This is a genomic window from Rhizobium sp. BR 362 (genome assembly GCF_036528765.1).
GTDB lineage: Bacteria > Pseudomonadota > Alphaproteobacteria > Rhizobiales > Rhizobiaceae > Rhizobium.
The window spans coordinates 21639-43304 of record NZ_JARWGH010000022.1 but is presented as its reverse complement, the minus strand read 5'-3'; the positions used below and the strand labels follow the sequence as shown (position 1 = coordinate 43304).

The following is a 21666-nucleotide window of genomic DNA, read 5'->3' as shown; positions in this document are numbered from 1 at the left end:
CATCGCCTTGGGAGGGGCTTGATGAAGAAGTTCATCAACATGGCAGACACTATGGTCGCCGAAAGCGTCGAAGGCTTCGTGCGCGCCCATGAGGAGCTCGTTGTGTACGGCGTCGACCGCAAAGTTGTCCGCCGTCGCCATATGGTTTCGGGCAAGGTGGCGATCATATCCGGCGGTGGCGCGGGTCATGAGCCAATGCACATAGGCTTCGTCGGCCGCGGCATGCTGGATGCTGCTTGCGTCGGCCATATTTTCACGTCTCCAACGCCGAGCCAGATTGCGAGCGCCATCGAAGAAGCGGACACCGGGGCTGGATGCGTGTTGGTAGTGAAAAACTACGACGGTGACGTCATGAATTTCGAAATGGCGGCAGAGATGGCATCTAGCCGCCACAAAATTGAAACCGTGATCGTCAGCGACGATATCGAAACGGCAAGGACAGGCGACGGTCGCGGTCGCCGTGGCGTCGCCGGTACTCTGATAATAGAGAAGCTTCTTGGCGCCGCAGCCGAACAAGGCATGACGCTTGCGGAACTGAAAAGCCTTGGCGACAGTCTCGCTCCACGCATCCGATCGATGGGCATTGCCCTGACTGGTGTAGCGGTCCCGCACACGCAGCGCACAACTTTCGCGCTCGGACCGAACGAGGTGGAAATGGGCGTCGGCATTCATGGCGAGCCGGGCCATTCGAGGGAGCCCTTCTCCAACGCCGACACGATCGTCAGGCATCTGAGCGAAACGGTCTTTAACGACATCGCCCGAGTGACCGATAAGGCGTTGCTTTTCGTCAATGGGCTTGGCGGGACGCCACCAGCCGAGCTCTATCTTGCCTACAACACTGCCCACCATTTCATGGTCAACCACGGCCTGCGGATCGAGCGCTCGCTTGTCGGCACTTATGCCACGTCGCTCGACATGCAGGGCCTCTCCGTCACGCTCGCTTTCCTTGATGACGAGGAATTTTCCCTATGGGATTCGCCTGTAGCAACCGGCGCGCTGCGTTGGGGATGCTAGAGCAAGTCCAGTTCAATCGGCGACATATCCGTTTGGCTGCTAAGTGAGCGCCTTGGAAGTCGCCGTTCGCCGAACCGGCAGCCACCGGCTGATCCGCTACCCCTGACGATATCGTCGTGAAGATGAGCGGGGAGGTTCTGCCGATCGTCAGGCATAGGCCGATACTCGCCGGCGTCAACGGCATAACGCGCTGACAACGGCCGAGACAATGCGGTCAGATTTCGTAAGGCACCCGAATGTCCGGCATTTCCCGCGGGAAATCCTTGGTGTTTCGCAACATCGAGTGAACATTGGCCGTTGCCCAGATAATGGCATCTGGAAGCTTAATACGATGCAGTTGTCGCAGAGATACCGCTTGTTCGGCTATGGCGTCGTCGACAGCGATGACTGCAAAGCCCGCCAGGAAAGAGCGCGTTCCGATTGCCACTCAGGCTTGGCACCGACGAGAACCTCCATCCAGGTAATGATGCTAATCGCCTTTTCGCCATATCTTGTCAGCTCGTCTCGCGCTTGCGGTACGGCATTGAGATAGTCGATCAAGACATTGGTGTCGAAGAGAGCCTTTACCATTCGCTGCGGATGTTTTCCTGGTACTCCAAACCATCGATCTTTCGATCACCCCAGAGCCCGAATGCCTCTGCTTCGCTATCGGCATTGTTCCTGGCCAGAAAATCATCAATCGCCTTGCGGATCAGTGCTGCCCTCGACATTTTTTCCCGCTGCGCCAGCCGGTCCAGTGCTTTGATTTCTGGGTCGCCGATATCCACCAATGTTCTCATGAGAAAACTCCGATATGTGATATCGGCAATATATATCCTTGATGGTTATCTTCAATGGCAAAGCGCCAGTCCCTCGCGAATGCGATCTGCGCATAACGTCGCCACAGCTTCATTCCTATGATGACTGATGGAAAGTCAACGCGTGTCCATTTGAAATCCACATGGCGGCTGGTTGAAACCAGGAACCAAAAGTAGATGGCATGCCAGATTGCGGCACAAGGAGGCGAGCGGCCACCAGGGCGCTGCTGAACCTTCGCTGATGGGTCACCGGAACCTAGCTGATCCCCAACAGAGGGGTATTCAGGAGCGAAGCGAAGCAAATCTGTGCTGCTCAAAATTTTAGCAAATGCTGCAGAGTGTACACAGTAGTCGATATCTGGGAACGCGGCTGCTAGAGAAATCAAACGGTTATAAGCTGGCATACCTCTTGCAAGGAATTTGCCGAGTTGGTGGCTAGGGTTCCGGCGCTTTCCTGAAGTGCGACTGGTCCGAGAGCCACCACCGGCGGGGGAGAAATCCTGTCGGGTGCACGGCGGGACAAAAGCCCGGGAGACCTCGTAAGCCAAGGGATTGGTGGCACGATGGTCATTGCCGATCCCTTTTGAAGAAAAGCAGAAGGGGAATTTCAATGCAGACTTTTTCGAAGATTGTTTCCACCACAGCACTAGCAGTATCGTTGATGCTTGGGATTGCTTCCGTCGCCAAGGCAGAACAGAAGACCGAATTCAAGGTGGCCTGGTCGATCTATGTCGGCTGGATGCCCTGGGGCTATGCGGCCGATCACGGCATCGTCAAGAAATGGGCTGACAAATACGGCATCAAGATCGATGTCACGCAGTTCAACGACTATGTGGAGTCGATGAACCAGTACACGGCCGGCACTTTTGATGCCGTCACGCTGACCAATATGGACGGGCTGTCGATCCCGGCCGCCGGCGGCGTCGATACGACCGCCGTGATCGTCGGCGACTTTTCGAACGGCAATGACGCCGTCATCCTGAAGGACAAGACGAGCCTTGCCGATATCAAGGGCCAGAACGTCAACCTTGTCCAATTTTCTGTCTCCCATTACCTGCTCGCCCGCGCCCTCGACAGCATCAAGCTTACCGAGCGCGTCGTGAAGGTGGTCAACACCTCGGACGCCGATATGGTCGCAGCCTACAAGACGCCTGACGTCACCGCCGTCGTCACCTGGAACCCGCTGGTCTCCACCATTCTCGAAGACCCGACGGCCAAGAAGGTTTTTGACAGCTCGCAGGTGCCTGGGGAAATCATCGATCTGATGGCCGCAAACACCAATGTCCTCAAGGACAATCCGAATTTCGGCAAGGCACTGGTCGGCATCTGGTACGAGACCGCCGCACTTTTGAGGGGCGATACGACAGAAGGCAAAGCCGCACGTGAGGCGATGGGCTCGGCCTCCGGCACTGATCTCAAGGGCTTCGAAGCTCAGCTCGCTGCCACAAAGCTCTTTGACAAGCCGGCCGATGCCGTTGCCTTCACCGCCTCGCCCAATCTGCCGAAGACCATGGATCTGGTGCGCAACTTCCTCTTCGAGAAAGGCTTGCTTGGCAACGGCGCGCCGTCGGCTGACGTCATCGGCATCGAAATGCCCGACGGCAAGGTGCAGGGCGATGCCAGCAACGTGAAGCTGCGTTTCACCGATACTTATATGAAGGCAGCCGCTGACGGATCACTCTGATCGTATTGAAGGCGCGGTCTGCCGCGCTCCTCTCCCTTCATCAGCGGAGCATTTCCCATGCGTTGGATCAACACGAGGCCGAGCGCGGGCGCGCAGTTTGCCTTGACGATGCTGCCCTTCGTGATGCTTGCCCTTGCCTATGCCTTCGCCTCGGCTGCGCGGCTGGCGGATAACGCCAATGACAAACTTCTGCCGAGCCTTGCCGGCTTTGCCGATGCGATCAACCGTCTGGCCTTTGTCGCCGACCAGCGCACCGGCGAGTTCCTGCTCTGGTCGGACACGGGCGCGAGCCTGGTCCGCCTGCTCTCCGGCCTCAGCATCTCGACGGCAATCGCACTTGTTATCGGCATGCTGATCGGCATGCTGCCCTATCTCAGGGCGCTGCTCGCCCCGTTCATCGCCGTCATTTCCATGGTGCCGCCGCTGGCGCTGCTGCCGATCCTGTTCATCGTCATGGGACTCGGCGAGACGTCGAAGATCGCTCTCATCGTCATCGGTGTTGCGCCGACGATGATCCGCGATTTGGCGTTGAGGGCCCTGGAATTGCCGCGTGAGCAGATCGTCAAGGCGGAGACGCTCGGCGGCTCCTCCTGGCAGATCGGCCTGCGTGTCGTGCTGCCGCAGATCCTGCCGCGGCTGATCACCTGCCTCAGACTGCAGCTCGGCCCGGCCTGGCTGTTCCTGATAGCGGCCGAGGCGATCTCCTCGGATTCCGGCCTCGGCTACCGTATCTTCCTCGTCCGCCGCTATCTCTCCATGGATATCATCTTTCCCTATGTCGTCTGGATCACTCTGCTCGCCGTGGTCATGAACGCCCTGCTCGAGCGCCTGCGCATCGCCGTTTTCCCCTGGTCGGAGCTGGAGAAGCAGGCATGAGCGAGTTGAAGATAGAAAGGGTCTGGAAGCAATATGGCGACCAGATCGTTCTCGAAAACGTATCCTTGACCGTCGCCTCGCGTGCCTTTGTCGCCCTTGTCGGTCCCTCCGGCTGCGGCAAGACGACCTTCCTGCGCATGCTGCTCGGCCAGGAGCAGCCGACCAAGGGCAAGATCCTGCTCGACGGCGAGCCGCTGCCGCACCAGCCGGGGCCGGATCGCGGCGTCGTCTTCCAGCGCTATTCTGTCTTTCCGCACCTGACGGCGCTCGGCAACGTGCTGCTCGGCAAGGAATTTTCCGGCGCGCGCTACAAGGCCAAGCTCTTCGGCACAGCACGCCGCAACGCTGTCGAGGAAGCACGCGAACTGATTGCCGAAGTCGGGCTCGCAGGCTCGGAGGACAAATATCCGGCCCAGCTTTCCGGCGGCATGCAGCAGCGCCTTGCGCTGGCCCAGGCGCTCATCATGAAGCCGAAGGTGCTGCTGCTCGATGAACCCTTCGGCGCCCTCGATCCCGGCATCCGCGCCGAGATCCACATGCTGATGAAGCGGCTCTGGCACGAAACGCAGATGACCGTCCTTTTGGTCACGCATGACATGCGCGAAGCTTTCACGCTGGCTAGCCGCGTCGTCGCCTTCGAGCGCCGCCGCGACCGGCCGGAAGAGAAGGAGCGTTACGGCGCCACCATCACCAAGGATATTTCCATCTGGCCGCCGCGCCTTGCCGGCCAGTCATCGATCTTCAGCCCCGACCGGGACGGCCCGGTCGCTTCCTTGGGGCACAGCCGGGACGACCTGGCATCATCAGGAGAGATGCTATGATGCACGTGAGACGATCGTCCGAAGAAATCGCCGCCAACCGCGCCCGCTACGAGGAGCACCAGAAAAAGGGTCTGGAATTCGCACCCAAGGCGCTTCCCGGTCCAAGCCCGCTGCCGGCGCCGGCCGTCGATGCCGCCGCCATCATCCACCAGGAGACCATTCCCGGCGGCTGGTATTGGTCGACGAAGCTTCTGCGCGGCGAAGCGATCCGCATCGATCAGGCGGAGGGTAAGTCCACCGTGGCACTGATCGCCTGGAATGCCGAGGATACGAGCGAGAGAATGAATCTCGTCGATACGGCCAAGGTCCAGTGGACGACGGCGCTCGGCAAGGGGCGCGTGATCTTCTCCGATATGGGCCGCGTCATGTTCTCGATGATCGAGGATAGTTCCGGCGCCCATGACTGCCTGATGGGCGGCTCGACCGCCGCCTCGAACGCAGCGAAGTATCCCGGCGAAAAAACGCGCAATACGCGCGACAATCTGATCCTCGTCGCCGTCAAGCTCGGCCTCGACAGACGCGATATCCCAGGCATCCTCAATCTTTTCGCGCCCGTCCGCCTGGCCCAGGGCGGAGGTTTCGGCTGGCAGGGCAAGCGCTCCAACAGCGGTGACTATGTCGAGCTGCGCGCCGAGATGGACATGCTGGTCGGCTTTTCCAATTGCCCGCATCCGCTCGATCCAGATCCGAAATACCAGCCGAAGCCGGTCGTCATCACCCGCTACAAGGCCGCATTTCCAGCGGCCGATGATCTTTGCCGCACCGCAACGGCCGAAGCCGTGCGTGGTTTCGAAAACAACGCAATGATGCAGGCCTGAGGAGAAGACGATGACCGATTTCATACAGACCTCTCCTACACGCAATGTTCAAAATGCCGCGCTGGATTATTTCATTCCGGCCGAAGCCCCATGGTCAGGCGTCGTGCGCAAGGGCCAGACGATCCGCATTGAGGACAGCTATGGCCAGCAGGCAATCGACACGCTGTTCTACCGAGCCGATGATTTTTCCGAGCGCTATTCCAATCAGGATACGATGCGAGTTCAAGGGGCCCCCTACATCGGCATTGGCACGAAGATCGTGTCCAACGAAGGCAATGTCATGCTGACCATGACGGCCGACAGCTGCGGCCGTCATGACACGTCGGCCGGCGCCTGCTCCTGCGAGAGCAACACGGTGCGCTTCGGCCACGGCACCAAATTCCTGCATGCCTGCCGCGACAACTTCGTCATTGAGGTCAGCAAACACGGAATGGGCAAGCGCGATATCGTGCCGAACATCAATTTCTTCATGAACGTGCCGATCAAGCCGAATGGCGAGATGACCATCGTCGACGGAATTTCCGCGCCCGGCGACTATGTCGAGCTGGTGGCGGAGATGGATGTGCTTTGCGTCATCTCCAACTGCCCGCAGATCAACAACCCGTGCAACGGCTTCGATCCGACACCGATCCGGGTGCTGATCTGGGATGGCGAGGACTGAGCCGTGTTCAAGAAAGTTCTGATCGCCAACCGGGGCGAAATCGCTATCCGGGTCATCAAGACGCTGCGACGGATGGAGATTGCCTCAGTCGCCGTCTATTCCGACGCCGACCGCTTCGCGAAGGCCGCGATGATGGCGGATGAGGCTGTTCGTCTCGGTCCGGCGCCCGCCAGCGAAAGCTATCTGAATATCGATGCCGTCATCGTCGCTTGCAAGGCGACGGGAGCAGAGGCGGTTCATCCGGGCTATGGCTTCCTGTCGGAAAATATTGGATTTGCCGAGCGGCTCGCCGCCGAAGGCATCACCTTCATCGGGCCGAGGCCAGAGCACCTTTCTGCCTTCGGCCTGAAGCATACGGCGCGCGAACTCGCGCACGCGAGCGGCGTACCGCTGCTGCCCGGCACCGGCCTGCTATCGAGCGCCGAGGAAGCGCTCTCAGCGGCAGGAGAAATCGGCTATCCCGTGATGCTGAAAAGCACGGCCGGCGGTGGCGGCATCGGCATGCAGCTATGCGCCAATGCCGAGAACCTGAAGGCCTCCTTCGAAAGCGTGCAGCGGACGGCGCGTGCAAGCTTCGGTGATGCGCGTGTCTATATCGAGCGTTTCGTAGCCGAGGCCCGGCATGTCGAGGTGCAGATCTTCGGCGATGGCAAAGGCAAGGTCATCGCGCTCGGCGAGCGCGACTGCTCGCTGCAGCGGCGGAACCAGAAGGTGGTCGAAGAGACCCCTGCCCCTGGCCTTTCCACAGTAATCCGCGCCCGCATACATAAGGCGGCGGTCGATCTTGGTGCCGCGGTCTCCTACGAATCTGCCGGCACTGTGGAATTCATCTACGATCCCCTGCGCGAGGAATTCTACTTCCTTGAGGTCAACACGCGCTTGCAGGTCGAGCATCCCGTCACCGAAGCCGTGTTCGGTATCGACCTCATCGAATGGATGATCCGCCAGGCAGCCGGCGAAGACGTGCTCTCGGGTGCGCAGGCGTTGCAACCGAAGGGAGCGGCGATCGAAGTGCGCGTCTATGCCGAGATGCCACACGCCGATTTCCGCCCGAGCGCCGGTTTGCTGACGGAGGTCTCCTTCCCCGAGGATGCACGCATCGACGGCTGGATCGAGACCGGCACCGAAGTCACCCCCTTCTACGATCCGATGCTCGCCAAGGTGATCGTGTCGGCCGAGGACCGCCCAGCGGCAATCGAAAAACTGAAGGCGGCACTTGCGGGAACGTCGATATCGGGCATCGAGACCAATCTCGACTATCTCAGGGCCATCGCAAGCTCCGAGCTTCTGGCGAGCGGCAAGGTGACAACGACGGCGCTGCGCGATTTTTCCTTCATACCGGATGTCGTCGAGGTGATTGCACCGGGCGCGCAATCGAGCATCCAGGAATTGCCGGGACGGCTTGGCCTCTGGCATGTCGGCGTACCGCCGAGCGGCCCGATGGACGAGCGTTCCTTCCGTCACGCCAACCGTCTCGTCGGCAATGGCGATATAGTTGCGGCGTTGGAGTTGACGGTGTCCGGTCCGGTGCTGAAGTTTCATACCGACACGGTGGTCGCCCTTGCCGGAGCCAGGATGGCCATGAGCGTCGACGGCGTGAAACTGCCGCATGGCGAGGCCGTCACCATCCGCGCCGGCCAGACCGTCTCGATCGGCAGCATCGATGGACCGGGGCAGCGAGCTTATCTCGCCGTGGCGGGCGGCTTTGCCGCTCCCGTCGTGCTCGGCTCGCGCGCCACCTTCGGTTTAGGCCAGTTCGGCGGCAACGCCAGCGGCACGCTGAAGACCGGCCATGTGCTGCATCTTGCCCGTCAGGCCGCAGCCGAACCAGCGAAACCTGCGACCGAGCCACCAGACCTGACGCGTGAATGGGAAGTAGGCGTCGTTTATGGTCCACACGGCGCGCCTGATTTCTTTCACGACGGCGATATCGAGACGCTGTTTTCGACGGGCTATGAGGTGCATTTCAATAGCGCTCGGACCGGCGTTCGCCTGATCGGCCCCGCGCCGAAATGGGCGCGCAGCGATGGCGGCGAGGCCGGTCTTCATCCGTCCAATCTGCATGACAACGCCTATGCGATCGGCGCGATCGATTTCACCGGCGATATGCCGATCATTCTCGGGCCTGACGGTCCGAGCCTCGGCGGCTTCGTATGCCCGGCAGTCATTGCTCGCGACGAGCAATGGAAGATGGGTCAGTTCAAACCGGGTGATCGCATTCGCTTTCATCCCATCAACAGGCCCGAAGACCCGATCGCCGGTCCGGCGGTGCATCGGGCGAAGGAAGAAGCAGGTTCGCCGATCGTCGCCAGACGCGACGACGGGCCGGTCTCGGTTGTCTACCGCCGTCAGGGCGACGACAATCTGCTGGTCGAATATGGACCGATGGTGCTCGATATCGCCCTGCGGCTCAGGGTGCATCTTTTGATGCAGGCCGTATCGCAGGCCCGATTACCCGGCATCATCGATCTCACCCCAGGCATCCGTTCGCTGCAGATTCATTACGACGGCACGACGCTGACCCGCAAGCGCCTGCTCGGTCTGCTGGCCGAGATCGAGGCAAGCCTGCCGGCGGCACAGGAGGTCACCGTGCCAAGCCGCATCGTGCATTTACCGCTTTCCTGGAACGATCCTGATGCGGAACTTGCCATGCGCAAGTATCAGGAACTCGTGCGGCCGAACGCGCCCTGGTGCCCTGATAACATCGAGTTCATCCGTCGCATCAATGGGCTGGCGGGCGAACAGGCCGTGCGCGATATCGTCTTTGACGCCAGCTACCTCGTGCTTGGCCTCGGCGACGTCTATCTCGGCGCACCGGTGGCGACCCCGGTCGATCCGCGCCACAGGCTCGTGACGACGAAGTACAATCCGGCCCGCACCTGGACACCTGAGAATGCCGTCGGCATCGGCGGGGCCTATATGTGCATCTACGGCATGGAAGGTCCCGGCGGCTATCAGCTCTTCGGCCGCACCATCCAGGTGTGGAACACCTGGCGGCAGACGCCGGTCTTCGTCAAGGACAAACCGTGGCTGCTCGACTTCTTCGATCAGATCCGCTTCTTTCCGGTCAGCCACCAGGAGCTGGCGGAAGCCCGTAGCGCCTTTCCGCATGGCGGCTATCCCGTCCGGGTCGATGAGACGGAATTTTCCTACGCCGCCTATGAGCGGGAATTACAGGCGAATGCTGCCTCGATCGGAAGCTTCAAAGCACGCCAGCAGGCCGCCTTCGATGCCGAGCGCCAGCGCTGGAAGCAGGCGGGCCTCGACAGCTTTGTCACCGACGAAGGCACTGACGAACGCCCGGATGGGGATATTCCCGAAGGATGCTTCGGCGTTGCTAGCGCCGTGCCCGGTAATATCTGGAAACTGCTGGTCGAGCCGGGCGAACCGGTTGCGGCCGGCGAAACGCTTGCCATTGTCGAATCCATGAAGATGGAAATTAACGTCACCGCACATGCGTCAGGCCGTGTCCGCGACCTGCGCGCTGGCCCCGGACGAAACGTCAAAGCGGGCGATATCATTGTTGTTCTGGAGGAATGCTGATCCATGCTGCCGACCATTCTTGATCTGACCAGCCTTCGCGCAGCCTATCAGGCAGGCAAAAGCCCGCTCGATATTATCGAGATCGTCATTGCCCGTCGCGCTGACGCGCCGGATCCCGCTATCTTCATCACGCCGACACTTGATGAAGCGCTGCGGGCCGAAGCACGAGCTCTGCTCGAGCGCGCGCCGGAGCCAAACAGCCTGCCGCTCTGGGGCATTCCTTTCGCGGTGAAGGACAATATCGACGTGGAGGGGCTGCCGACCACGGCGGCCTGCCCCGCTTTCGCCTACCAGCCCGAAAAGGACGCAACCGTGGTTGCAAGGCTTCGGGCTGCGGGCGCGATCGTCATCGGCAAGACCAACCTCGACCAGTTTGCGACCGGCCTCAATGGCACGCGGTCGCCCTATGGGGCGCCGCGCTCGGTCTTCGACAGGAACTATGTATCGGGGGGCTCGAGCTCCGGCTCGGCGGTTGCCGTCGCTACGGGTTTGGCAAGCTTCGCGCTTGGCACGGACACCGCCGGCTCCGGTCGGGTACCGGCGGCCTTCAACAATCTCGTCGGCATCAAACCAACACCGGGACTGGTGCCGAATGTCGGCGTGGTGCCTGCCTGCCGCAGCGTCGATGTCGTCACCGTCTTTGCCCCAACGGTCGGCGACGGCGTCACGATCCGCAAGGTGATGGAGGGCTACGATGCCGCCGATCCGTTCTCGCGCAAGGCCGCACCATCCAGCCTGCCCGCCTCCGGTTTGCGGATCGGCGTCCTCGATGGAGCCGAGCGGGAATTCTTCGGCAACAGGCATGTCGAAGCTCTCTATGACGCCGCGATCGAAAGAGCGCGCGCACTCGGCGCCAATATCGTGCCCTTCGAATACGGACCCTTCCGGCAGGCAGCTGAACTGCTCTATAACGGCCCCTGGGTCGCCGAGCGGCTGGCGGCGGTCAAAGAGTTCCTGGCGACAAATGGTGATGACTTTGATCCGACTGTGCGGGCCATCATCGAAGGGGCGAGACGCTATGATGCCGTCGACGCTTTCCAAGGCAAATACAAACTCGAAGCGCTACGCCAGAAGACCCTGAAGGAGTGGGAAAAGGCTGATATCCTGATGCTGCCGACCTCGCCCACCACCTACACGATTGAAGAAATGATGGCGGATCCGATTGTCAAAAACGGCCATTTCGGCCGTTATACCAATTTTGCGAACTTGCTTGACTGCGCCGCAATTGCCATTCCCGCCGGCTTCGACGCCGGCGGCCATCTGCCCGCAGGCGTGATGCTGGTCGGCCCTGCCTTCACCGACGATGCGATGGCACCCTTCGCCGACGCCATGCACCGAGCGGCCGATGCCGGCATGGGTAAGGACCGCAAGGCCGCGCTCCCGGAGGCAAGTCGCGTGACACTTCCAGCTGACGGCTTCATTCCTATCGTGGTCGTCGGCGCGCATCTGACGGATATGCCACTGAATCATGAGCTGACGCGAGCGGGCGGATACAGGTTGAAAACAGGACGGACGGATGGCACCTACCGGCTGTTTACCCTCCATGGCACGATCCCCCCCAAGCCGGGGCTGATCCGCGATCCGGGCTTTACAGGCAATGGAGTGGAAGTCGAGGTCTGGGCCTTGCCGCCGGCGGCATTCGCCCGTTTCGTTGAGAACATTCCGCCGCCGCTCGGCGTAGGTAAGATCACCCTCGACGATGGAACATGCCTTACGGGATTTCTCTGCGAGGGGCATGCCGTGATCGGTGGACGAGAGATCACCGAGTTCGGCGGCTGGCGCAACTATATCAGCGCAACCAGCGCGGCCTGAAGGGAGATGGATGCGAAAATTTCTGTCAAAGGTGATGCAGCTCGTTCTTGAGGGTCTCATTGCCAGGACCCGCGCGATCTAAACGGGCGGGTGATAGAGAGAGGTGCATCTGCCCGCCTTCAGTTCATGATTTCTGTGCGTCGTTGTCTGGAAACGGCGCACACTTCATATGGCATGCGCTCATTGGTAAGTCTCCGCGACAAGCAGAGACGCTAAAGCGCGACAAGGATTCATCAGCCTCTAAAAGGCATCGGTATGGGCGCAAATTGATGCTTTTCGTGCGCAATAATTTTCCCTACTCACTGCTTGAGAAGCAATGAGAGGTGCGGCGATGGCAATGCCATTCTACTGGAATGAACTGAACAGCTACGATTTTGCCGGGCTTTCCGCTGACACCACGATCGCCGTGCTTCCCATCGCCTCGACTGAACAGCATGGCCCCCATCTGCCTGTCGCAACCGATGTCGCCATCGCCAACGGCATGCTTGCCGAGTTGCGGAAGCAGAAGCCCGCCGATCTTGATTGTCTGGTGCTGCCGACACAGGAGATCGGCAAGGCCAATGAACATATCTACGGGCCGGGAACGCTGTCGCTCGGCGCCGAATTGCTCATTCCGGTCTGGACCGCGATCGGCGCCAAGGTTGCCGAAGCCGGCATCCGCAAGATGGTGATCGTCAATTCGCATGGCGGGAACGTCGATATCATGAGCATCGTAGCGCGAGAGCTGCGCGTGCGCTACGCGATGGCGGTCGTGTCCACGCAATGGGGTCGCTTCGGCCATCCCCAAGGCATGATCAGCGAACATGAGCTGAAATACGGCATCCATGGCGGCGAGGTGGAAACGTCGCTCATGCTCTACTTCCGACCCGATCTGGTACGGATGGACAAGGCTGACAATTTCAAGTCCAAGGCGGAATGGATGCGCGAGCACTCGAAATACATGCAGCCGTTGCCGCCGCATTCGCTGGCCTGGATCGCCCACGACCTCAATCCCTATGGCGTCGTCGGCGACGCATCTGTCGGCACAGCCGAAAAGGGCCAAGCTATCTGCCGCCATCAGGTCAAAGGTTTTGTCGAACTGCTCTATGATCTGAAGAGCTATCCGCTTTCCAATCTTTACTCGAATTAAAGGCTTGTCGCGAAGCATGGCTCATATCGCGACGCACGTGTCTACCGTGATGTGACCTTTGGCCTGCAGCTCCTGCACCAGGCCGGCCAGTTCGGCGAGAAGATATTCGACGAACAGGCTGGTAGCGGAATCAAGCGGCGCGCGTGCGCGGGCAAAAAGCTTCATCGGCTGGCGGCGCGCATGTGGCTCCGCGATCGGTCGGAAGACCAATTCGCCCTGCCGGCATTCGTTGATGACATCGAGCGGGTTCAAGATCGTCAGCCCAGCCCCGGACTTGACCAGCTTCTTCAGCATCTCCGATGCATTGGTTTCGAGCACCGGTTCGACATGCACGTCCAAGCGCGCCAATGCCAGATTGATCACGTCACGCAGGCTGGTCCCTTGCTGCGCCAGCACGAGCCGCTCCTGGACGATATCGGCCAGGTTGATCGGGCCGGAACCGATCAGGTGGTGGCCGGGCGGCAGAACCACGCCGATCGGAATATCGAAATTGCCGAGGGTGCGGATGCCGGGCGTTGCCGGAATATTGAAGCCGAGGCCGATGTCGACCTCGCCCGACAGCACCGGATTGACCGTCATCGTGCCGGCGTCGTTGCGCAATTGCATGAAGACGCGCGGATGCTCCGATTGGAACCGCGCAATGATATCCGGCAGCGGGCCGGCCGCAAGGCCGACCGTCGTCACCAGCCGAACCTTGCCCGCCTGCTGCATCTTCAGGCTGCGGATGCGCCCCTCCAGGCGTTCGTAATTCTTCAGCACCTCGCGAATATGTTCGATGCAGAGCTCGCCGGCGGCGGTCAGGCGCAGCCCGCGCGGCAGGCGCTCGAACAGCGTCGCTCCCATTTCCTCCTCCAGTGCTAGAATCTGCCGGTTGATTGCCGACGACGCCACATTCAGCCGTGCCGCCGCCTTGCGGATCGAGCCCGATCGCGCGATCTCGTTGATGTAGAGTAGTTTTCGGGAGTGCAGCATCAGGACCTCGTTGCACAAAAATCAAGCACGCAGCGTAAATTAGGCACAGGCTTTTGGTGAGATGCCGAAAAGGCATCATTGCGCACGAAATTTGATGCTTTTCAAAGAGCAAAGCAATCGCTCCTATGAAGAAAATCGGACGTCGCCTCAGACGTTGCGAATTCAGAAGGGGAACGTCCATCATGTCCAATATATTGAAGCACAGTGTCTCTTCCGCACTTATTGGTCTTGGCGGAATGTTGGCCTGCATGGCTGGCGCGCATGCGGCCGACAAAGTCAGTTATGGCACCAACTGGCTGGCGCAGGCCGAACATGGCGGGTTCTATCAGGCGGTTGTCGATGGCACCTATGCGAAACACGGCCTCGATGTGACGATCGTCCAGGGAGGCCCGAATGCGGCCAACAGCGCACTGCTGATCTCCGGCAAGATCGATTTTTACATGGGCGGTCCGCAGGGCGAGATCGCGGCCGTCGAACAGGGCATTCCGCTCGTCGATGTCGCGGCGATCTTCCAGAAAGATCCGCAAGTGCTGATCGCACATCCCGATGCCGGCATCGAGAAATTCGAAGACCTTGCGAAGCTCAAGACGCTGTTTCTCGGCAAGGACGGCTATCTCACCTATTTCGAATGGATGAAGGCGAACTTCAAAGGCTTCAAGGACGAGCAATACAAGCCCTACAATTTCAGCCCGGCGCCCTTCCTCGCCGACAAAGAGTCGGCGCAGCAGGGCTACCTCACCTCGGAACCCTACGAGATCCAGAAGCAAGCCGGCTACGAACCGAAGGTCTTCCTGCTCGCCGACAGTGGCTACTCTCCCTACTCGACAATGATCACCACCACGCAGGCGATGATCGACAGCAAACCCGATGTCGTCCAGCGCTTCGTCGATGCCTCAATCGAAGGCTGGTATCACTATCTCTACGGCGACAACACGAAGGCCAACGAACTGATCAAGAAGGACAATCCTGAAATGACGGATGGTCAGATCGCCTATTCCATCGCCAAGATGAAGGAATACGGCATCATCGAATCCGGCGACAGCCTCGACAAGGGCATCGGCTGCCTGACGGACGCGCATTATAAGGCCTTCTTCGACGAGATGGTGGCGATCAAGGTGTTCAAGCCGGAGACGGATTACACCAAGGCCTTCACGACGAAATTCGTCTGCAAGGGAACCGGAATGGCGATGAAGAAATAAGTCGCAGACACCGCCTGCGATCCGCCACCAACACGGCGGATCTTCCCCTGCATGAACGAGATAAGCAATGACCCCAGCAGAAGCTCAGGTTCTATCACCGAAAGAAACGCACAAACGGCCGCTGGTCGTCATGCAATCGGTTTCGAAAGTCTTCTCCAGCGGAACCGTGGCCCTTTCGAACATGTCGCTTACCGTGGAAAGCGGAGAGTTCATTAGCCTGCTCGGCCCGTCCGGCTGCGGCAAGTCTACGGCGCTGCGCATCATTGCAGGGCTCGGCAATGTCACCTCGGGCGCGATCGACTGGCCGAGTTCGCGCATCAACTCCAAGGGTCTCCCCGAGGGCGATATTAGCTTCGTTTTCCAGGAGCCGACGCTCATGCCCTGGAAGAACGTGTTCGACAATGTCCATCTGCCACTGAAGCTGAAACATATTTCGAAAGCGGCGGGACACCACCGGATCGTGGAGGCGCTGAGCACCGTCGGCCTTCAGGATTTCGCCAGGGCCTATCCGCGCGAACTGTCCGGCGGCATGAGGATGCGCGTCTCTATAGCCCGGGCGCTGGTGACCAGGCCGAAGCTCCTGCTGATGGACGAGCCCTTTGCAGCGCTGGACGAGATCACCCGCCAGAGGCTGAACGACGACGTGCTGCGTCTTTGGAGAACGACCGGAATCACCGTTATCTTCGTCACCCATTCGGTCTTCGAATCCGCCTATCTCTCGAACCGCATCGTCGTGATGAAGGCAAGGCCAGGGCGCGTGCATGCCGATCTGCCGCTGACGACCAGCCTGGAACGCGACGCCCATTACCGCACTTCGGAAGAATACCGCAAAGCCTGCGAGACGGTCTCGCGTTCGCTCATCGGAGCAATCAACGTGGCGGAGGATCATTGATGAGTGACCAAACCGCCGCAGCGCCGCTGCCTTTCAAAACCACTGCAAGCGCGAGTCGCCGCGATCTCGCGCTGCGCATCTCGATCCCTCTGCTCGTGATCGCGGCGCTGATCCTGATCTGGTATGCCTATGTGGCGCTGTCCGGAGTGCCGCCCTATATTTTGCCAGGCCCGGCGGCGGTCGCCAGTGCCTTCGTAACCGATTGGGGCACGCTTGCCCCTGCTCTCTGGGTCACCACCAAGATCACCCTCATGTCGCTCGTGCTGGCGCTCGTCGGCGGCGTCGGTTTTGCGATCTTCCTCGTGCAGTCGCGCTGGATCGAACTCGCTTTCTATCCACTCGCGGTCATTCTTCAGGTCACGCCGATCGTGGCGATCTCGCCGCTCATCCTGATTTATGCGCCGTCGACGCAGGTGGCGCTGCTGATCTGCGCCTTCCTGGTCGCCTTCTTCCCGATCCTTTCGAATATGGTCCAGGGGCTGAAAAGCGTCGATCATAATCTCATCAATCTGTTCGAGCTCTACGGCGCCTCGCGCTGGCAGACGCTGCTCTTTCTCAAGCTGCCGGCCGCCCAACCCTATTTCTTGACCGGCCTCAGGATCGGCGGTGGCCTTGCGCTGATTGCCGCCGTCGTCGCGGAATTTGCCGCAGGATCGGCGGGCGCCGGCTCCGGCCTTGCCTTCCGGCTCCTCGAAGCACAGTACCGGCTCAACATTCCGCGGCTATTCGCGGCGCTGCTGATGCTCTCCCTGCTCGGCGTGGCGATCTTCGCCGTCACCTCTTTCATTTCGTGGCTTGCCCTGCACCGCTGGCACGAGAGCAGCCTGAAACGGGAAAACTGATGACCTATTCCTTCATCTCCCTGCCCAATGCCGGCCGCTTCGTGCTGAGCAATGCGACCCTGCCTGCCGCCGCCGTCACCGGTTATGAGGCGCCTGTTGCGCCTGTTGTCGAGGGACTCGTCAGGGCCGATATAGTCATCGCCGATGGCAAGATTTCCGCCCTGTTGCCGCCGGGCGAAGCGCCTGTCGAATTGGCGAAATCCGACCTTAAGGAGGGCATGGTCTGGCCTTGCTTCGCCGACATGCATACGCATCTCGACAAGGGCCACATCTGGCCGCGCAACGCCAATCCGGACGGCACGTTCCCGGGAGCCTTGGAGGCGGTGCGCGCAGACCGCGAGGCGAACTGGACGGCGGCGGACGTGAAGAAGCGTATGGAGTTTTCCCTGCGTTCGGCCTATGCGCACGGCACCAGCCTGATCCGGACCCATCTCGATTCCCTTGCACCCCAGCACCGCATCTCCTTCGAGGTCTTTGCCGAGATGCGCGATGTCTGGAAGGACAGGATCGGCTTGCAGGCGGTGGCGCTCTTTCCGATGGAAAACATGGCGGACGCGGCTTATTTCGCCGACCTCGTTACCGTCGTCCGCGAAAAGGGCGGGCTGATCGGCGGCGTCACTCGGATGAGCTCCGATCTCCACAGCCAGCTCGACACGCTGTTCAGAGCCGCGGCCGATAATGGTCTCGATGTCGATCTTCATGTCGACGAGACCGACGATCCGGCTGCGGAGACCCTGAAGGCGATCGCGCAAGCGGTGCTGCGCAACCGCTTCGGCGGCAAGGTGACGGCCGGCCATTGCTGCTCACTCGCCCGCCAGGACGAGGAGACGGCAAAACGTACGGTCGAACTCCTCGCGCAGGCCGGCCTCGCCATCGTCTCGCTGCCGATGTGCAACATGTATCTGCAGGACCGCTATCCCGGCCGCACGCCGCGCTGGCGCGGCATCACCCTGTTCAAGGAACTGGCGGCGGCCGGCGTTGCAACCGCGGTCGCCTCCGACAATACCCGCGATCCCTTCTATGCCTATGGCGATCTGGATGCGGTAGAGGTGTTCCGCGAGGCGGTCCGCATCCTGCATCTCGACCATCCGCTGGATACGGCCGCGCGCATCGTCACCACATCACCGGCCGATATTCTCGGCCGGCCGGATATGGGGCGCATCGCGGTCGGCGCCGCGGCCGATCTCGTGCTCTTCAGCGCCAGGCGCTGGAGCGAATTTCTATCCCGTCCGCAGTCCGACCGCGTCGTGCTTCGCCGCGGCAAGGTGATCGACCGCAGCCTGCCGGACTATCGTGAACTCGACAGCGTCGTTGGAGCCTGACATGCCGGATTATCAGACGATAAGACAAGAACTCGAAGGCATCGCCGTCGAAGACAATCCGGCGCTGGTGCGCCAGAAGAGCCGCGATTTCTACTGGTATTCGCCGATCCTGAAAGCGCAGCTCGACCGTGTGACGGCCGATCTCATCGTCACGCCGAAAAACGAGGAAGAGGTCATCCGCACCCTGAAGGTCGCCTTTGCGCACGGCGTGCCAGTCACGCCGCGCGGCGCCGGCACCGGCAATTACGGCCAGGCGATGCCGCTTTCCGGAGGCATCGTGCTGAACCTCGCCGCGATGGACAAGATCAAGGAAATCCATCCGGGCCGGGTCATCTGCGAGCCGGGCATCATCATTGCCCAGCTCGACAAGCAGACCAAGGCTCATTCCGGCCAGGAACTGCGGTTCCATCCCTCGACGGCGCAGATGGCGACAGTCGGCGGCTTCATTGCCGGCGGCTCCGGCGGCGTCGGCTCGATTAGCTGGGGTGGCTTGCGCGATCTTGGCAATATTCTGCGCCTGCGCGTCGTCACCATGGAGGCCGAGCCGCGCGTGCTCGATCTCACCGGCTGGGATCTGCAGAAGGTCAGCCATGCCTACGGCACCAACGGCGTCATCACCGAGATCGAAATGCCGCTGGCGCCTGCCTATGACTGGGTCGATGTTCTCGTCGGTTATGACGACTTCATGGCGTGCGTGCGCTTTTCGGATGCGCTTGCCAAGTGCAACGGTATCCTCGTCAAGGAAATCGCACCGATCGCAGCTCCGATCCCGTACGACTATTTCACCCGCCACAAACCCTATATTCGCAAGGGGCAGTCGGTCGTGGTGCTGATGATCGCCCCGCATGCGATGGATGCCTTCCTCGCCTTCACCTCGGCCCACAAGGGCGAGGTGATCTTCCGCTCCGACAAGGTCGAGAGCATGAAGGGCATCCCTCATGCCTATGAACTTGCCTGGAACCACACCACGCTGCGAGCGCTGAAAGTCGATCCGGGCTTCACCTATCTGCAGGTCCAATATCCGGGCCCGGATCATGTGGCCAAGGTCGCCAAAATGGTGGAGATCTTCGGCGATGAGGTGCCGGGGCATCTCGAATTCATCCGGTTCGACGGCCAAATCCAGTGCTCCGGTCTGCCGCTGGTGCGCTATACCACCGAGGAGCGTCTCGAAGAGATCATCCGGATTCACCAGGATCACGGCTGCCCGATCTTCAATCCGCACCGCTACACGCTGGAGGAAGGCGGCATGAAGCGCACCGACAAGGTCCAGCTCGCCTTTAAGCACGAAACCGATCCAAAGGGGCTTCTAAACCCCGGCAAGATGATCGCTTGGGAGAACCCGGACTTCGATTTCAATGCCGGCAAGAACTATCTCTTCCCCGGCCTTGCGAGCGTCATGGAGGCCTCATGAGGGTTCTCGTGCTGCATTCACATCCGGTGGAAGAAAGTTACGGCAAGGCGCTTTATAAGCAGACGCTGGAAAGCCTCCGCCATGCCGGCCACGAAGTAGACGGATGCGATCTTTACGCCGAGAATTTCGATCCTGTTCTTTCCCGGCATGACCGGCTCACCTATCACGACTATCCCGGCAATACCGACCTGGTGAAATCCTATGTCGAGCGGCTGAAGCGGGCCGAAGGGCTGGTGCTGGTCACGCCGATCTGGAATTTCGGCTTCCCGGCAATATCAAAGGGTTATTTCGATCGCGTTTGGCTGCCGGGTGTCTCCTTCGAACTCGTCGATGGCAAGGTGGAATCGCGGCTACGCCATATCAGGAAGCTGGCGGCCGTGCTGACCTATGGAGCAACCCCGTTCCGTGCCTTCGTCGCCGGCAACCCGCCGAAGAAGATCGTCAAGCGCGTTTTGAGGGCACAGATCAATCCGCTACGCCCGGTCACCTTCCTTGCTCATTACGACATGAACAACTGTACGCCTGAAACGCGAGCGCGTTTTCTGGCGAGGGTGAAGACGTCGATGGAAAACTTCTGAAGCGCAACGTGCTACCGGGCATCAGAATACTTTGGCGGCTGTGACTTCAACCTCGACGAGGAATTCCGGCCGGGTGAAACCGGCGACGATGATCAACGTCGAGACTGGCTTCGGCTCCAGCGTATAGCGATCGCGCACCGCCATATAGGCTGGGAAATCCTCCCGTTTCGTCACGAACCCGGAAATGCGGATGACGTCAGCAAAACTCATCTCCGCACCGGTAAGAATGGCTTTGATTGCTTCGAAGCATAACTCGGCCTGCTTGCCAATGTCCTCCGGCACCTCGTCGTCGACACCAACGCCGAGCTGACCTGAGGTGGCGAGCAGCGAAGCGCCCGGCGGAACAAGCAACCCATGATTATAATTTCCGAAAGGACGGCGGACCGAGGGCGGATTGAAAATTTTCTTCATCGGCATTTCCTCGTCAAAGCGAAAGATGATGCGTCATTGCATTTGTTTGGATAACGAGAACGAGAATGTGGCGCGGATGAGCGTGCACGATCTCAGGTGCCTCGCGCGCTCGGCTCGCGGGTTGCGGCAAACACCGCGCTCGCATCGCTGACCAACTCCACATGGGAATAGGCTGCCTGTGCGGCAGCAGTACCATCCGCTCGCATAATCGCAATCACAATCCGGCCATGCTCCTCGTAGGATTTTGCCAGGCGGCCGGGCAGCCGAAACTGCGCCCGTCGAAATGGGGCGAGCCGTGCGCGCGTCTGTGTCACCATCTCAAAAACATGATCGTTATGCGCGCCGCGATAAAGGCGGGTGTGGAATTCGATGTTATGAGCCGCATAGTCCTCTTCAGCGCCGGTATGCACCAGCTTCATGGATGCCTTGTGTGCCAGTTCCAGCGTGCGACGCTCATCGACCGTCATACGCTCGGCCGAGAGCCTCGCGCAAATCGCTTCGAGTTCCGCCATCGCCTCGAACATAGAATGCAGATAGGTTTCGGTCACGGTGGCGACGATGGCGCTGCGGTTCGGCTGTCGGTCGACAAGCCCCATTGCCCCGAGTTCACGGAGCGCCTCGCGCACCGGCGTGCGCGAGACTTCAAATCGGGCAGCCAGCGAGACTTCATCAAGCTTTTCGCCCGGCAGCATCTGCCCGATGACGATCATGTCGGCAATCGCCCGCACCATCTGCTCGACGGTCGTACCTGCCCTGATGATTTCTCTGCGCCTGACTTGCCTCAAGGAATGATTCTACATTGTAGCGGTTGCATACACATGCCCGCTCGAGCCGGCAAAGTCAAACATCAGTATATATTATTGATGGGTCTATCAAAATTGTAT

At 60.3% G+C, this 21666-nt stretch carries 20 protein-coding genes, 1 pseudogene and 1 riboswitch; of the genes and pseudogenes, 15 read left to right on the top strand and 6 right to left on the bottom strand.

Annotation, left to right across the window (positions count from 1 at the left end):
• Window positions 1-21 precede the first annotated feature (21 nt).
• Window positions 22-1014: a dihydroxyacetone kinase subunit DhaK gene (locus QDY28_RS22120; protein WP_331383765.1), complete on the top strand. Its 993-nt coding sequence runs from the start codon at window positions 22-24 to the stop codon at window positions 1012-1014.
• 214 nt (window positions 1015-1228) lie between these two features.
• Here the strand turns inward: QDY28_RS22120 and QDY28_RS22115 are convergent.
• From QDY28_RS22115 to QDY28_RS22105, 3 genes and pseudogenes are all read right to left on the bottom strand, one after another.
• Window positions 1229-1584 (bottom strand): annotated as a pseudogene (locus QDY28_RS22115) (type II toxin-antitoxin system VapC family toxin).
• On the bottom strand, window positions 1578-1793 hold the full coding sequence (locus tag QDY28_RS22110; RefSeq protein WP_331383764.1) for a CopG family transcriptional regulator: 216 nt from the start codon (window positions 1791-1793) through the stop codon (window positions 1578-1580). The pseudogene QDY28_RS22115 and the gene QDY28_RS22110 overlap by 7 nt, the downstream one beginning before the upstream one ends.
• Window positions 1790-2215: a hypothetical protein gene (locus QDY28_RS22105; protein ID WP_331383763.1), complete on the bottom strand. Its 426-nt coding sequence runs from the start codon at window positions 2213-2215 to the stop codon at window positions 1790-1792. The genes QDY28_RS22110 and QDY28_RS22105 overlap by 4 nt, the downstream gene beginning before the upstream one ends.
• A 20-nt stretch (window positions 2216-2235) precedes the next feature.
• Window positions 2236-2347, top strand: a riboswitch (guanidine-I (ykkC/yxkD leader).
• A gap of 74 nt (window positions 2348-2421) precedes the next feature.
• Here QDY28_RS22105 and QDY28_RS22100 point away from each other — a divergent pair.
• From QDY28_RS22100 to QDY28_RS22065, 8 genes are all read left to right on the top strand, one after another.
• Window positions 2422-3495, top strand: coding sequence for a putative urea ABC transporter substrate-binding protein (locus QDY28_RS22100; protein WP_331383762.1), 1074 nt, complete (start codon window positions 2422-2424; stop codon window positions 3493-3495).
• A 57-nt stretch (window positions 3496-3552) separates the two neighbouring features.
• Window positions 3553-4371 (top strand): ABC transporter permease, encoded by an 819-nt coding sequence (locus tag QDY28_RS22095; protein ID WP_331383761.1) that lies wholly within the window; start codon window positions 3553-3555, stop codon window positions 4369-4371.
• Window positions 4368-5192, top strand: a complete 825-nt coding sequence (locus tag QDY28_RS22090) for an ABC transporter ATP-binding protein (protein ID WP_331383760.1) — start codon at window positions 4368-4370, stop codon at window positions 5190-5192. The genes QDY28_RS22095 and QDY28_RS22090 overlap by 4 nt, the downstream gene beginning before the upstream one ends.
• The gene (locus QDY28_RS22085; protein WP_331383759.1) at window positions 5189-6010 is read left to right on the top strand and encodes an urea amidolyase associated protein UAAP1; all 822 of its coding nucleotides are present in this window, start codon (window positions 5189-5191) and stop codon (window positions 6008-6010) included. Before QDY28_RS22090 ends, QDY28_RS22085 begins: the two co-directional genes overlap by 4 nt.
• A 10-nt stretch (window positions 6011-6020) precedes the next feature.
• On the top strand, window positions 6021-6671 hold the full coding sequence (locus QDY28_RS22080; RefSeq protein WP_331383758.1) for an urea amidolyase associated protein UAAP2: 651 nt from the start codon (window positions 6021-6023) through the stop codon (window positions 6669-6671).
• A gap of 3 nt (window positions 6672-6674) precedes the next feature.
• Window positions 6675-10214: an urea carboxylase gene (gene uca, locus QDY28_RS22075; protein ID WP_331383757.1), complete on the top strand. Its 3540-nt coding sequence runs from the start codon at window positions 6675-6677 to the stop codon at window positions 10212-10214.
• 3 nt (window positions 10215-10217) lie between these two features.
• Window positions 10218-12026, top strand: coding sequence for an allophanate hydrolase (gene atzF, locus QDY28_RS22070; RefSeq protein WP_331383756.1), 1809 nt, complete (start codon window positions 10218-10220; stop codon window positions 12024-12026).
• Between the two features lie 331 nt (window positions 12027-12357).
• Window positions 12358-13155, top strand: a complete 798-nt coding sequence (locus tag QDY28_RS22065) for a creatininase family protein (protein ID WP_331383755.1) — start codon at window positions 12358-12360, stop codon at window positions 13153-13155.
• 21 nt (window positions 13156-13176) lie between these two features.
• Here the strand turns inward: QDY28_RS22065 and QDY28_RS22060 are convergent, their stop codons facing one another.
• The gene (locus QDY28_RS22060) at window positions 13177-14127 is read right to left on the bottom strand and encodes a LysR family transcriptional regulator (RefSeq protein ID WP_331383754.1); all 951 of its coding nucleotides are present in this window, start codon (window positions 14125-14127) and stop codon (window positions 13177-13179) included.
• Between the two features lie 182 nt (window positions 14128-14309).
• Between QDY28_RS22060 and QDY28_RS22055 the strand changes: the two genes are divergently transcribed.
• The 6 genes from QDY28_RS22055 to QDY28_RS22030 all read left to right on the top strand — a co-directional run bounded on the left by QDY28_RS22055 (window position 14310) and on the right by QDY28_RS22030 (window position 20371).
• Window positions 14310-15326: an ABC transporter substrate-binding protein gene (locus QDY28_RS22055; RefSeq protein ID WP_442967571.1), complete on the top strand. Its 1017-nt coding sequence runs from the start codon at window positions 14310-14312 to the stop codon at window positions 15324-15326.
• A 67-nt stretch (window positions 15327-15393) separates the two neighbouring features.
• Window positions 15394-16218 carry an ABC transporter ATP-binding protein gene (locus QDY28_RS22050; RefSeq protein ID WP_331383753.1) on the top strand — a complete coding sequence of 275 codons (825 nt, stop codon included), beginning with the start codon at window positions 15394-15396 and terminating at the stop codon, window positions 16216-16218.
• Entirely contained in the window at window positions 16218-17060 is an 843-nt protein-coding gene (locus tag QDY28_RS22045; protein WP_331383752.1) for an ABC transporter permease, read from the top strand. The genes QDY28_RS22050 and QDY28_RS22045 overlap by 1 nt, the downstream gene beginning before the upstream one ends.
• Window positions 17060-18382: a cytosine deaminase gene (locus tag QDY28_RS22040; protein WP_331383751.1), complete on the top strand. Its 1323-nt coding sequence runs from the start codon at window positions 17060-17062 to the stop codon at window positions 18380-18382. Before QDY28_RS22045 ends, QDY28_RS22040 begins: the two co-directional genes overlap by 1 nt.
• Window position 18383: 1 nt before the next feature.
• Window positions 18384-19793 (top strand): FAD-binding oxidoreductase, encoded by a 1410-nt coding sequence (locus tag QDY28_RS22035; RefSeq protein WP_331383750.1) that lies wholly within the window; start codon window positions 18384-18386, stop codon window positions 19791-19793.
• Complete coding sequence (locus QDY28_RS22030; RefSeq protein ID WP_331383749.1) at window positions 19790-20371, top strand: NAD(P)H-dependent oxidoreductase; 582 nt, start codon at window positions 19790-19792, stop codon at window positions 20369-20371. Before QDY28_RS22035 ends, QDY28_RS22030 begins: the two co-directional genes overlap by 4 nt.
• A 21-nt stretch (window positions 20372-20392) precedes the next feature.
• Here the strand turns inward: QDY28_RS22030 and QDY28_RS22025 are convergent, their stop codons facing one another.
• Window positions 20393-20782, bottom strand: coding sequence for a RidA family protein (locus tag QDY28_RS22025; protein ID WP_331383748.1), 390 nt, complete (start codon window positions 20780-20782; stop codon window positions 20393-20395).
• A 92-nt stretch (window positions 20783-20874) separates the two neighbouring features.
• On the bottom strand, window positions 20875-21567 hold the full coding sequence (locus QDY28_RS22020; RefSeq protein ID WP_331383747.1) for a GntR family transcriptional regulator: 693 nt from the start codon (window positions 21565-21567) through the stop codon (window positions 20875-20877).
• Between the last annotated feature and the right edge of the window lie 99 nt (window positions 21568-21666).

Coding starts and splice junctions, on each gene's coding strand:
- QDY28_RS22105 (WP_331383763.1), bottom strand. CDS start 2,215: ATGCCAGCTTATAACCGTTTGATTTCTCTAGCAGCCGCGTTCCCAGAT.
- QDY28_RS22055 (WP_442967571.1), top strand. CDS start 14,310: ATGTCCAATATATTGAAGCACAGTGTCTCTTCCGCACTTATTGGTCTT.
- QDY28_RS22050 (WP_331383753.1), top strand. CDS start 15,394: ATGACCCCAGCAGAAGCTCAGGTTCTATCACCGAAAGAAACGCACAAA.
- QDY28_RS22100 (WP_331383762.1), top strand. CDS start 2,422: ATGCAGACTTTTTCGAAGATTGTTTCCACCACAGCACTAGCAGTATCG.
- QDY28_RS22045 (WP_331383752.1), top strand. CDS start 16,218: ATGAGTGACCAAACCGCCGCAGCGCCGCTGCCTTTCAAAACCACTGCA.
- QDY28_RS22095 (WP_331383761.1), top strand. CDS start 3,553: ATGCGTTGGATCAACACGAGGCCGAGCGCGGGCGCGCAGTTTGCCTTG.
- QDY28_RS22080 (WP_331383758.1), top strand. CDS start 6,021: ATGACCGATTTCATACAGACCTCTCCTACACGCAATGTTCAAAATGCC.
- QDY28_RS22090 (WP_331383760.1), top strand. CDS start 4,368: ATGAGCGAGTTGAAGATAGAAAGGGTCTGGAAGCAATATGGCGACCAG.
- QDY28_RS22035 (WP_331383750.1), top strand. CDS start 18,384: ATGCCGGATTATCAGACGATAAGACAAGAACTCGAAGGCATCGCCGTC.
- QDY28_RS22060 (WP_331383754.1), bottom strand. CDS start 14,127: ATGCTGCACTCCCGAAAACTACTCTACATCAACGAGATCGCGCGATCG.
- QDY28_RS22065 (WP_331383755.1), top strand. CDS start 12,358: ATGGCAATGCCATTCTACTGGAATGAACTGAACAGCTACGATTTTGCC.
- QDY28_RS22040 (WP_331383751.1), top strand. CDS start 17,060: ATGACCTATTCCTTCATCTCCCTGCCCAATGCCGGCCGCTTCGTGCTG.
- atzF (WP_331383756.1), top strand. CDS start 10,218: ATGCTGCCGACCATTCTTGATCTGACCAGCCTTCGCGCAGCCTATCAG.
- QDY28_RS22025 (WP_331383748.1), bottom strand. CDS start 20,782: ATGAAGAAAATTTTCAATCCGCCCTCGGTCCGCCGTCCTTTCGGAAAT.
- QDY28_RS22030 (WP_331383749.1), top strand. CDS start 19,790: ATGAGGGTTCTCGTGCTGCATTCACATCCGGTGGAAGAAAGTTACGGC.
- QDY28_RS22110 (WP_331383764.1), bottom strand. CDS start 1,793: ATGAGAACATTGGTGGATATCGGCGACCCAGAAATCAAAGCACTGGAC.
- QDY28_RS22085 (WP_331383759.1), top strand. CDS start 5,189: ATGATGCACGTGAGACGATCGTCCGAAGAAATCGCCGCCAACCGCGCC.
- QDY28_RS22120 (WP_331383765.1), top strand. CDS start 22: ATGAAGAAGTTCATCAACATGGCAGACACTATGGTCGCCGAAAGCGTC.